Genomic DNA, 13,005 nt, shown 5'->3' with positions numbered 1-13,005 from the left:
ATTATTCTTTAGCAGAACCATCTTCTGTAGTACTAGTTTCATCATTGTTTTTAGCTAGTTTTTTTTTACGTTTTTCTTCTTTCTTTTTCTCTTTTTCTATTTCTCGTGCTCGTTTTTCATAATTGTAATTTACTTTAGCCATTATTAATCCTCTTGTTTTATATTTTTACCAATATTCTCTTTGAATATTCAGTATAACAAACTTCTATTACATTTAACTTTAACTTTTAGCTTCCTTATATATTAATAATCAATGTTATTAAACATTTTTATATTATTTATTGTACTATTATGCTTACTAAAAACATTATGTTTTTAAACGGAGTAAAGATGAGTTTATTGAAAAATAAAGAAAATATTATACTATTAATAATACGTTATGCTCCTTTACTTTTTATTTTATTATTTTCTTTATGTTTTACATATTATCTATCTTCTCAACACTCCTCAAATCTTATAAAAGAAAAAAACAATATTAAAAATGAATATATAACAACAAAGAAACAATACATAAAAAATAATGTTGAAAATACTGTTAATCAATATATTCAAGATATTTTTCCAAAATCTAGAGAATTATTAAAAAATGAATTAAAACATAAAGTAAATTTGGTTTACAAAATAATTCAAAATATATATCAAAAGAATAAAGGGAAAATACCAAAAGAAGAAATTATTCAGCATATGAAAGAAGCTATAGAAACTTTACGTTTTAGTAAGGGGGAAGGATATTTTTTCATTTATGATTTAGATGGGAATAATATTTTACATCCAATACTTAAAGATAGAGAAGGTAAAAATTTTCTTAATATAAAAGATACACATGGTACTTTTATTGTGCAAGAATCAATAAATATAGCAAAAAGTAAAGAAAAAGAAGGATTCCAAAAATGGTTTTTTCCCAAAAGCGTTGACTCTTTAAAAGAGAAGGAAAAAATTGGTTTTATCAAGAGTTTTGAAGAATACAATTGGTTTATAGGTTCAGGAATTTATATTCAAAATTTTGAAGAATTATTAAAAAAGAAAATCTTAGACCATTTAGAGAAAATAAACTACAGTAATAATGAATATATATTTATTATAGATTTTAAAGGTAATTTAATACTTAAAGACAATGAAATAATTCAAAATATTAATATTTTTGATAAAGAAAATTTTATTCCAATAAGTAAAAAATTTCTAAACTTTATAGAATCAAATGACAATTCTATATTCTTAGACTACAATATAAAAAATAAAGAAGACAAAAACTATTCAAAAATATCATATATAATGAAAAATCAAAAGTTACAATGGATATTTGGAATTGGTTTCAACTTACAAAAAGTGGATATTTTAATAAAAAAAGAACATGAAAAACTTACTAATGAGTATAATAATAACATCAAGTATTTAATACTTGTTTCTCTTCTTGTGACAAGTATACTACTTATAATTTCATATTTTCTTTCAAAGATTATAGAAAAAAAATTCAATGCTTATGAAAAATCAATTATAAACCAAGAAAAAATAAAATTTGAATCTATGAGACAAGAGTTAAGAAATATTTTTGATAATCTTCCTATGCTACTATTTTATAAAGATGCTAAAAACAATATTTTAACTGTAAATAAAAAAGTTGCCCAATCGCTTGATAAAACAATTGATGAGTTGACAAATATCTCTTCGAAAGAGATTTTTCCTAATGACCATGAAAAGTATTATCAAGATGATTTAGAAGTTATAAATACAAAAAAAGCAAAATTAGAATTTATAGAATTAGTTGAAACAAAAGATGGTTATAGAACTCTAAGTACTTCAAAAATTCCTATCTTTGATAATAAAGGGAATGTAGTAAATATTATGATATTTTCAATAGATATTACAGATAAAGAAAGCTTAGAAAAAGAAAATACTAAACAAAGAAGTATCTTATATCAACAAAGTAAATTTGTAACAATGGGAGAGATGATAGCAAATATTGCTCATCAATGGAAGCAACCATTGTCTACAATAACTACAGCTTCAACAGGATTAAAAATTCAAAAAGAGATGGAATGTTTAAGTGATGAACAATTCATATCAGCTGTTGACGTTATTAATAACTCCGCTCTGTATTTAGCACAAACAATTGATGATTTTAGAGATTTTTTTAAACCAGACAGAAATAAATTTGAAGAAGTTAGTATTTCACAAATAATTGATAAAACATTAAAACTTTTAGAACCAAAACTTAAAACTCAAAATATTAAGATAATAAAAAATATTAAAGATACAAAAATAAATACAGTTGAAAATGCACTAATACAAGTTTTAATAAATTTAATAAACAACGCAAGAGATGAGCTAATTAAATATGATTATAAAAGACTAATTTTTATAACCTCATATAAAAAAGATGACTACTTATACATAGAAATAAAAGACAATGCAAAAGGAATTTCTCCAAATATTTTAAATAAAATATTCGATGCATATTTTACAACAAAAACAAAAAAAGAAGGAACGGGAATAGGACTTTATATGTCTAATGATATTATTACTAAACTCTTAAATAGTGAAATTTATGTAGAGAATAAAGAGTTTTCTTACCAAAATGAAGAGTATAAAGGTGCAGAATTTACAATCAAATTAAATATACAATTTTTTTAAATATTAGAACTTGGAATAGATAAAGTAAATAAAGCCCCTAAATCATTATTTACCACCTTTATAGAACCTTGTAAGTGTTTTTCAATAATAGTTTTAGAAATATATAAACCTAAGCCTGTTCCATTTAAAGACTCTTTTGTTGTAAAATAAGGTTCAAAGATTTTATCCATAAAATCAATAGGAATACCTCCTGCATTATCACTTATCTCTATAAAGGTAATATTTGATTCATCATAAGTTCTAATAATTATCTTTTTTGATTTAATTGATGTATTTAAAAGAAGTGCATCTTTTGCATTATTAATAATATTAATTATGACTTGAAGTAACTCATTTTCATATGTATAAATTTTTATTAGTGACCTATTTATAAATTCTACTTCAATTTGATTATCTTTAAATGCTTTCTTATTAAAACCTAATACTTTTTCTATTACATTTTCACTGCTAATTTCAATAAGCTTTTTATCTTTTTTAAAAAAGTTTTGAAAGTCATCTATTGTTTTAGATAAATATTGAGTAGTTTTAATTATATCTTTTAAATTATCAAAATCATCACTAGTATCTGGCTCTTCTAACTCTTTTTGCATGCAAATACCACTAGCTATTGTACTAATTATAGACAAGGGTTGTCTCCATTGATGTGCAATTATCGCAATCATTTCTCCCATTGCAGCATGTCTTGCTTGTATTAACATAATATTTTCTTGTGCTTCTAGTGTTTTAGCCATAAGAATCTTTTCATCAATATTTGTCTCAACTGAGATAAAATGTGTAATTTTATTACTTTGAGAATCAGATATTGGACTAATTGCACTTGCAAAAGAATGAACTTCTCCATCTTTTGTATTATTTTTAAAAATTCCTTTCCATGTTTTACCTTCTGTAATTGTATCCCATAGCGTTTTATATTCTGATTCCGATGTATAATTAGATTTAAATAAACTTGGAGTTTTCCCTATCATTTCATCTTCTGAGTATCCTAAATCATTACATATCTCTTTATTAACATAAACAATTCTAGCATTTGTATCTGTAATGATTACACCTACAGGTAATTGTTCTAAAATAGTCCCAAAAATGTGAAGTTTTTCAGATCTTAGCCTTTTTTTAGTGATATCAACTACTGAATATAAATGAATATCTTTTGTATTAAAATTAGATTTCACATGAGAAAGTTCAATCCATTTAAAAACATCCCTCTTATCTCTAATTTCAATTTCAAAAGTTTTTTTTGAAAAAGACTTTGTCCACTCAAGAAAAGATTCAATTTGTGATAAATCTTTAAAAGATGAATAAATATATGGATTTAATGCATTCGTTTTAAAACCAAATATTTCACTTGCTTTTATATTATATTTTATAGTACAAAATTTATCATCTAAAACAATATATCCAATAGGCGCATCCATAAATAGTAGTGTTAGTTCTGCTTGTGATTCTAAAAGTATATTTTCTTTTTCTCTTAATTCTTGATTTTGTAATTCAAGTTCTATTTGGTAGACATTAAGTTCATGAATTAATTCTTTAATATCACTAGATGAATAGTCATAATTTTCATAGTTATCAAGTAATTTTAAAGCCTTGTTTCTTAAGTTAGACATATTCCTCTCCATTAGGTTTAATTCTATCATCTCAATCTTTAAATATTACTGCCTTTTTAGATATAATAAACTATATTTTAAATGTTTAGGAAAGTAGTTATGCAAAAAGAAAAAAGAAATGATGAATTAATAATTGTAGGAATAGGAGCTAGTGCTGGAGGATTAGAAGCCTTACAAGCATTTTTAAAATATTTACCAGTTGACACTAATTTTGCATATATCACAGCTCAACATTTATCTCCAACATATAAAAGTATGATGGTAGATTTACTTTCAAAAGATTCACCAATAGAGATAAAAGAAGCTAGAAATTCACAAAGAATTCTTGCTAATACAATGTATATCTGTCCGCCTAATAAAAACATTATTATTGAAGATGAACAAATTATCTTAATAGAACCTAAACAATTAACATATGGACCTAGACCATCAATTAATATATTATTTGAATCAATTGCAGCAAATAAACAAAGTAAAGCAATTGGAATTATCTTAAGTGGCACAGGAAGTGATGGTTCAAGAGGCCTTAGAGCAATTAAAGCCGAAGGTGGTTTTACAATAGCTCAACAACCTCAAAGTGCAAAATATGATGGTATGCCTAATTCTGCGATTAATACAGGAAATGTTGACTTAATACTTGATGTAGAGGTAATGGGCCAAGAAATACTTGAAATTATAAATTATCCAGATAGTGCAAAAAATGTTAGTATTGGTGGAGAAACTACACAAATTTATAAAAATATTTTAAATAAATTACAAAGAAATAAAAATATCGATTTCTCACTTTACAAATCTTCTACTATAAATAGAAGAATTGAAAGAAGAATGGCTGCTTTAAAAATTACAAATCTAAACAATTATTCTACTTATTTAACTGAAAATGAAGAAGAAATCGAATCATTATTTAATGATATTTTAATAGGTGTAACATCATTTTTTAGAGATGAAGATGCATTTAGATCACTATCAAAAGAATTAACAAGTTTAATAAATAAAAAAGAAAATAAAAATATACGAATTTGGGCACCAGGATGCTCAACTGGAGAAGAAGCATATTCAATAGCAATATTATTAAGTGAAATATTAGATAAAAATATTATAGACTATAAAATTCAAATTTTCGCAACAGATATAGATGATAGATCAACTTCTTTTGCAAGAATGGGACGTTACCCGGAAAGTACACTTTTAAATATTGACAAGAAATATGTAAAAAAATATTTTACTGTAAAAAGTGATGAGTATGAAGTTATTAAACCTATTAGAGAAATGTGTATTTTTTCAAAACATGATATTACAAATGACCCTGCCTTTATGCGTCTTGATTTAATAGTTTGTCGTAATCTTTTAATATATTTTACAACAGAATTACAACAAAAACTTTTTCCAATCTTTCATTACTCTTTAAACGATAATGGAATACTTTTCTTAGGAAGATCTGAATCTATTGGATCTTTTAATAATCAATTTAAAATTATTGATAAAAAATGGAAACTTTATCATGCTTCATATTTAGGGCAAAAAGTTCCTCCTGTTATTCATCAATCAGCTAGAAAGTCCTCTTACAAAAAGTTTGAACTTGAATCTAATCCTTTACAAAATATGCCTACAATATCTGATATGATTGTAGAACATATACAAAGACATATTATTCCTAAATGTATAGTTATAAATGACATTTTTGATATGATTTTTATAAAAGGTAAAAACCCCTATTTAATTCATCCTGAAGGTGAAATTACACAAAATGTATTTAAAAATATACATAATGGCCTTTCAATGGAATTAAGAGCAGCTTTACATACTTGTAAAAAAGAAGAAACCGTTGTAAAAACAACTTTTCATCGTATTAAGATTAATGATGAAGAGAAATTTGTAAGATTGATTGTAACACCTTTAGATAATGCTCTAACAAATGACTTATATTTAGTTGCTTTTCAAGAAGAAGATAGTGAAAATCTTAGAAGTTATGATATTCTTGAAACTGTAAATAATTCAAATGAAGAAGTAGAACGATTAAATTTAGAATTAGCAAGAACAAGAGAACATTTACAAACTGTTGTTGAAGAATTAGAAACTTCAAATGAAGAAATGCAAAGTTTAAATGAAGAGTTACAAAGTTCAAATGAAGAGTTGCAAAGTTCAAATGAAGAGCTAGAAACTACAAATGAAGAATTACAATCAACAAATGAAGAACTCCAAACAGCTTATACAGAAATGCGGTCAATGTTTGAAGAAAGAGATAATGATGCACAAAGAATGTCTACTGTTAAAAATGAAGTTGAAAACAGTAACTTTAGATTACAAAGTGTTTTAAATTCTGCAAAAATTGGTATCTTTGATTATGATGTATTATTAAAAAAACAGATATTTATTGATGATAATTGGGCAAATATATTTGGATTTGAAAAAGAAGAAATCTTAGCTACAACACATGATATTATGTCATGGTTTGAGACTAGAATACATCCTGAAGATATTGACATTCGTACACGAAATTTTGAAAAATTATTACTTGGAAAACAAGATAAATATGAAATAGAACTTAGAGTCTTAGATAAAAATAATGAATACAAATGGATTAAATGTTTTACAAATGCTATTAAAGATAGAGAAACTGGTGTTTTAAGAAGGATATTAAATACATTAATAGACATAAGTAAAGACAAAGATGACTTAATAGAAATGAAATCACTTTCTTATAGATTAGATAATGCAATAAAACTGACAAAACTAGGTACTTGGGAATGGAATCTTCAAAAAGATAATATATGGTGGTCAAACCAGATGTATAGCATATATGGATTTTCAAAAAATGAACCACTATCCGTGGCAAAAGTTGAAAATATAATTCATCCTGAAGATTTAAAAAAGCATCAAGATTATTTAGATGAGATTTTAATGAGTGGAGAAATTTTTAATATTGAATATAGAATTATAGTAAATAATGAAATAAAAAATATATGGGCAAAAGGAACTGTAATTAAAGAAGGGAATAAAGCTACTCATATAGTAGGTGTTGTACAAGAGATTATTAAGCCTAAAGAAAAAGATATTTAAATATGAAATATCTATTATTTATTTTTCTTAGTATTACTTCTTTATTATCAGCACCAATAGATTCAAAATTATTTGAAAACATTCAAGATACAAGTTATTTAAAAGAAATAGAAAGTTCAATACTACAATCACAAAAAGATAAGCTAAAAGATATTGAAATAATAAATACTGAAAAAAGACATCTAAAACAATTATATGAAGTTTATCCAATAAAAGTTAGCATTAAAGAGTTTGATTTAAACTTATTAAATCAAGAAAAAAACTTAATAGAGTCACTATTAAAATCAGTATTTTACATCTCTGAGATTAAAATTAAAGAAAAAAGTCAAAATCAGTTATCTTCTGAAATACAGAATAAACTAGTTTTATTAAAAAAAAGAATAGAAAATATAATTGAAGAAGATAAAAAGAATTTATTAACTTATCAACTACAATATGCTTACTATAAACTTCAAAGAAACCATATCCAAAATAGATTAGATTTATTTATTCAAGCTAGAGATACTGTATTTAAATCAATAATTACAACACTAGAAAAAAGAACAAAACTTCTTGAAATTGATACACAAGAAGAAATAGAATCCTTTGATGAAAAAATGAAAAAGTTAGTTGTGCAAAAAACTAGTTTAGAAATTGATTTAGAAAAAGAAATTATAAACGAAAATATCAAAAATAAAGAGTATTTAACTAAAGAAATTTCAAAATATGAAGACTTAATTCAAAAAGTATCAATTGAAAAAATTGACTTATTAAATAAAACTATTTTTAGTAATTTAATGCAAAATAAACATAAAGAGTACTTAAAAATACAAGAACAAGTAGATTCTTTAGTAGTATCTTTAAAAGGTGAGATAAAAGATACCTACCTAGAACAAAATAATATGATAAAAGATATTGCAAAAAAGATTCTAGGAAATACAAAAATTTTTATAGGAAGTTCTTTAACTCAAAGTGTTAACTATTTTCAAGAATTTAAAAATCTATTTACATCTACACTTTTTGTATTTAACGAACAAGCTATAAGTTTGTTAAGTATTATAAGAGCTCTTTTTTTAATAACTTTAGGTTTTGTTCTTGGTTCATTATATAAAAAATGGATAACTAAAATTTCATTAAAATGGCCGAATATGAGCCAAATGTCTTTAAAACTTACATCAAATGTAGGTTTTTATCTAATAGTATTTATTACAATTATGATTTCAATGAGCAGTCTTGGAATTGATATGTCTTCTATATCTTTAATTGCAGGTGCTTTATCTATTGGTATTGGATTTGGATTACAAACTGTAGTTTCAAATTTTATATCTGGAATAATTTTAATGTTCGAGAGAACTATTAGGATTGGAGATATCGTAGAAATAAATGACCTATTAAAAGGTACCGTAACAGATATAAGAATTAGATCTACGACTATTAAAACATTTGACAATATTGATATTATCATTCCAAATTCATCATTTATTCAAAACAATGTAATTAATTGGACTTTAGATGATCCAACAAGAAGATTGCACATATCTTTTGGAGTTGCTTATGGAACTAAGGTTGAAAAAATAAAAGAAGTGATTTTAGAAGAATTAAAACAAAGTAATTTAATTTATGTGAAAAATGATGAAAATAAAAAACCTGATATTAGATTTGAAAATATGAATACAAGTAGTATAGATTTTGAATTATTAGTTTGGGTAAAAGCAAATGACAAGATCAATGCAAACTCAATAAAATCTGATTTTTTAACACTAATATATAATTGTTTATATAAACATCAAATTGAAATTCCATTCCCTCAATTAGATTTACATGTAAAAAGAGATTCAAATAAAAATTTAAACTTATAAATATTAAAAATATTAAAGAAAATATACTAAATAAGAAGCCAATTTATCGGTCTTTATTTGGTCTTAAAAAAAATTAAGAAATTTTTTAGCTAAAAATACTTTTTATGATTTATAATTTCATATTAAATTACAAATGGTAGGAAAAATGAGAAAGTTAACAAACAAAGATTTAGTAAACTTATATTATGAAGAGCTATGGAATAAAAAAAATAAAGAATATATTGATATTCTTTTTGATGATGATATTACTTTTCATGGTTCACTAGGTCTATCTTCAAATGGGAAGAAAGAGTTCGAGCAATATATGGATATGATTCATACTGCAATACCTGCACTATTTCATAGTATTATTGATATGGTTGTTGATAATGAAAATATTGCAGTAAGAGCTCTATACACAGGAAAACATACAGGTAAACTTTTATCTTATGAAGCTACAAACAATAGAATTAGATATAATGGAGCTACTTTTTTTAAATTTGAGGAAGGTAAAATAAAAAGTGTCTGGGTATTAGGTGATTTAAATACTCTAATTAAACAATTAGATAATTCTGATAAATAGTATTAATTATTACAAAGGATATGGATGAATGATAAAAAGATTGTAGGCAGAAGAGAAATTATTTCTATTCTAGATCTTAACTTAATTGATTTAGATGCAAAAGTAGATACAGGTGCAGATTCAAATGCATTACATTGTGACAATATCGTTATTGAAGGCGATATGGTACACTTTTGTCTATTAGATGAAGTTCATGAGTCTTATCATGGAAAAAGAATGTCTATGCCTCTTCATAAAGTTAAAAAAGTTAAAAGTTCAAATGGTGAAACACAACTTCGTCCATCTATAAAAGTTTCAGTAGAATTTTTTGGAAAGAAATACAAAAGTGTAATATCTCTAACAAATAGAGCAGATATGAAGTTTCCTATGTTAATAGGAAGAAGATTCTTAAAAGACAGATTCATAGTAGATGTATCAAAAGAAAATTTAGCAAAAGAAGGCAAATAATGAAACTATATATATTATCAAGAAATCCAAGTTTATATTCAACAAAAAGATTAGTTGAAGCAGCCCAAGCAAAAAATTGGGATGTTAGAGTAATTGATTATTTAAAATGTACTATTGAAATCATGAAAGGTGAATTAGTAATTAATTATCTTGGTAAAGTTTTACCAACACCTGACGCAATTATTCCAAGAATTGGTGCTAGTAGAACATTTTATGGTACGGCTATGGTTAGACACTTTGAGATGATGGATGTATTTAGTACTTCAGGAAACTTAGCAATTGCAAGAAGTAGAGATAAGCTAAGAAGTTTACAAGTTCTATCTAAAAATGATGTAGATATGCCAAAAACTGTTTTTGCTTCAAATAAATCAAGTGCAAAGGATGTAATTGCTTTAAGCGGTGGAGCACCTTTAGTTTTAAAAATTCTAGAAGGAACTCAAGGGGTTGGAGTTGTTTTAGTAGATAGTGAGAAGGCTGCAAAATCTGTATTAGATGCTTTTTATGGAATGGATGTAAACTTACTTGTGCAAGAATTTATTGAAGAAGCAGGTGGAGCAGATATTAGAGCTTTAGTCGTTGGTGGAGAAGTAGTTGGTGCTATGAAAAGACAAGGTCCAGAAGGTGATTTTAGATCAAACTTACATCAAGGTGGAAGTGCAACAGCTTATAAACTAAATAGAAAAGAAAAGTCAACAGCACTTGCAGCAGCTAAAGCTATGGGATTAGGACTTTGTGGTGTAGATATGATTCCATCAAGTAGAGGTCCTTTAGTTATGGAAGTAAATTCATCTCCAGGATTAGAAGGTATTGAAAAATCAACTAAATTTGATATTGCAGGAAAAATTATGGATTATATTGAAAAAAGTGTAATTCCAGCAGATCCTACAAAGAAAAGAAAAATTAAAAGAGATAATATTGGAGCATAAAAATAGAACTATAGAATTTGCAGGTATCCAAATACAAAAAGGTACAAATGTAACTATAAATCTAGAACTACCAAAACTTTATCACTCTCCAATGGATTTACCAATAAGAGTAATAAGAGGTAAAAAAGATGGTCCGGTTATGTTTATAAGTGCTGCAATTCATGGTGATGAATTAAATGGTATTGAAATAATACGAAGATTTAGAAAATTAAATATTTTAAAAAGACTTAAAGGAACTATTGTTCTAATACCTATTGTAAATATATATGGGGTTATGACACTTTCTAGATATATGCCAGATAGAAGAGATTTAAATAGATCTTTTCCTGGAACAAAAAAAGGTTCCCTTGCAAGTCGAGTTGCAAAAGTATTTTTTGATGAAATTGTTTCTAAATGTGATTTTGGAATAGATTTACATACAGCAGCAATTCATAAATCTAACTTGCCACAAATTAGAACAAATTTGGATAATGAGTTTACTTATAATTTAGCAAAAGTATTTGAAGCTCCTATTGTTTTACATTCAGAACTAAGAGATGGTTCATTAAGAGCTGAAGCTTTTGAAAAAGGTATTCCAGTACTTTTATATGAAGCAGGAGAAGCTTTACGATTTGATGAAACATCTATTAGAATTGGTGTAAAAGGTATTGTTAATATTCTAAGAGAATCTCAAATGCTTCCAACAGTGACTAAAAAGAAAAAGTTTAAAAATCCAATTATTACAAGAAGTAGTCAATGGATTAGATCAACTGAAAGTGGCGTAATAAGAACTATTAAAGCTTTAGGGGATATGGTAATAGAAGGCGAAATAATTGCTTATGTTGATGAACCTTTAGGTGATGAAAGCTTTGAGATAAAAGCTACTTTTGATGGTGTTATTATTGGGAAATCTGAAATACCTTTAATTCAAGAAGGTGATGCAATTTTTCATATCGCACAATTAAAAGATTTAGAGATTGCTGAAAACAAGATGGAATACTTTAATGAAGATGCAATAGAAACAAGTGAATTTACTGAACTAAAAAAAGAAGAAAGTATAGAATAATACATACTTTCTTTTTCTAAACTTTTATTTTACCTACAATATGATAGAATCTCCATTCAAAAAATAACTCTTAAATAATCTTTTAATTAAGGATAATAATAGCGTGAAAAATCTACTAAAAGCTCTAGGAATAATTATTTTGCTATGTGAAATATCTTTTTCAAAAGAAAATAAACTAGATAAAATAATAAAAAATAATATTTTAAAAGTTTGTATTTGGCCACAATATTATGGAATATCATATCTTGATCCTAGAACGCAGAAATTAAGAGGTATAGATAGTGACTTAGCAATTGAACTAGCAAAAGATTTAAATGTAAAGCTAAAATTTGTTAAAAGTAGCTTCCCAACTTTAATAAATGATATTACAAATAATAAATGTGATATTGCAATGTTTGCGATTGCAAATACTGCTAAAAGAGAAGCAAAAATGAGATTTACAACCCCACATTTAAAAAGTGATATTTATGCAATCACAAATAGAAGCAATAAAAAAATAAAATCATGGGATGATATTGATAAAAAAGGTGTTATTGTAACAGTTTCAAAAGGAACTTATCACGAACCTATAATGAAAAAGAAGTTACATAAGGCGACACTTGTAATAAAGAAAAACTTCAAGCAAAGAGAAGATGAAGTTCATTCTGGTCGAGCTGATGTATTTATAACAGATTATCCATATAGCAAAAAAATGCTTGCAAAAACAAATTGGGCAAAATTAATAATTCCAAAAGAAACATATCACTTAACTCCCTATTCTTGGACTATGGCTTATGGATATGATAGCTTTTATCAAAGAGTTGAACAATTTATAAAAGACATTAAAACAGATGGTAGATTAATAAAAATAGCTAAAAACAATAGTTTAGAACCTATTGTTAATTTAAATTAA

Annotated in this window: 10 protein-coding genes; 8 read left to right on the top strand and 2 right to left on the bottom strand. The window is 25.4% G+C overall.

Annotation, left to right across the window (positions count from 1 at the left end; genetic code table 11):
* Position 1 precedes the first annotated feature (1 nt).
* Positions 2–142 carry a hypothetical protein gene (locus tag KO488_RS14145; RefSeq protein ID WP_216059454.1) on the bottom strand — a complete coding sequence of 47 codons (141 nt, stop codon included), beginning with the start codon at positions 140–142 and terminating at the stop codon, positions 2–4.
* A 188-nt stretch (positions 143–330) separates the two neighbouring features.
* On the opposite strand from KO488_RS14145, the gene KO488_RS14140 reads away from it, so the two are divergent.
* Complete coding sequence (locus KO488_RS14140) at positions 331–2,631, top strand: cache domain-containing protein (RefSeq protein ID WP_216059453.1); 2,301 nt, start codon at positions 331–333, stop codon at positions 2,629–2,631.
* On the opposite strand, the gene KO488_RS14135 is transcribed toward KO488_RS14140, so the two are convergent.
* Positions 2,628–4,235: a PAS domain-containing sensor histidine kinase gene (locus KO488_RS14135; RefSeq protein WP_216059452.1), complete on the bottom strand. Its 1,608-nt coding sequence runs from the start codon at positions 4,233–4,235 to the stop codon at positions 2,628–2,630. The two genes, KO488_RS14140 and KO488_RS14135, sit on opposite strands and share 4 nt — an antisense overlap.
* A 99-nt stretch (positions 4,236–4,334) precedes the next feature.
* On the opposite strand from KO488_RS14135, the gene KO488_RS14130 reads away from it, so the two are divergent.
* The 7 genes from KO488_RS14130 (at position 4,335) to KO488_RS14100 (ending at position 13,005) form a co-directional block, all read left to right on the top strand.
* Positions 4,335–7,295: a chemotaxis protein CheB gene (locus KO488_RS14130; protein WP_216059451.1), complete on the top strand. Its 2,961-nt coding sequence runs from the start codon at positions 4,335–4,337 to the stop codon at positions 7,293–7,295.
* Between the two features lie 2 nt (positions 7,296–7,297).
* Positions 7,298–9,133 (top strand): mechanosensitive ion channel family protein, encoded by a 1,836-nt coding sequence (locus KO488_RS14125; RefSeq protein ID WP_216059450.1) that lies wholly within the window; start codon positions 7,298–7,300, stop codon positions 9,131–9,133.
* Positions 9,134–9,278: 145 nt separating this feature from the next.
* A complete protein-coding gene (locus KO488_RS14120; protein WP_216059449.1) occupies positions 9,279–9,695 on the top strand; it encodes an ester cyclase in 417 nt (138 codons plus the stop codon).
* Positions 9,696–9,719: 24 nt separating this feature from the next.
* Positions 9,720–10,142, top strand: coding sequence for an ATP-dependent zinc protease (locus KO488_RS14115; protein ID WP_216059448.1), 423 nt, complete (start codon positions 9,720–9,722; stop codon positions 10,140–10,142).
* Entirely contained in the window at positions 10,142–11,068 is a 927-nt protein-coding gene (rimK, locus tag KO488_RS14110; RefSeq protein WP_216059447.1) for a 30S ribosomal protein S6--L-glutamate ligase, read from the top strand. Before KO488_RS14115 ends, rimK begins: the two co-directional genes overlap by 1 nt.
* Complete coding sequence (locus KO488_RS14105; RefSeq protein WP_228319212.1) at positions 11,058–12,113, top strand: succinylglutamate desuccinylase/aspartoacylase family protein; 1,056 nt, start codon at positions 11,058–11,060, stop codon at positions 12,111–12,113. The genes rimK and KO488_RS14105 overlap by 11 nt, the downstream gene beginning before the upstream one ends.
* Before the next feature lie 103 nt (positions 12,114–12,216).
* Entirely contained in the window at positions 12,217–13,005 is a 789-nt protein-coding gene (locus KO488_RS14100; RefSeq protein WP_216059446.1) for a substrate-binding periplasmic protein, read from the top strand.

The organism is Poseidonibacter lekithochrous (assembly GCF_018861145.1).
GTDB lineage: Bacteria > Campylobacterota > Campylobacteria > Campylobacterales > Arcobacteraceae > Poseidonibacter > Poseidonibacter lekithochrous_A.
This window is presented reverse-complemented; position numbering and strand designations above follow the sequence as displayed.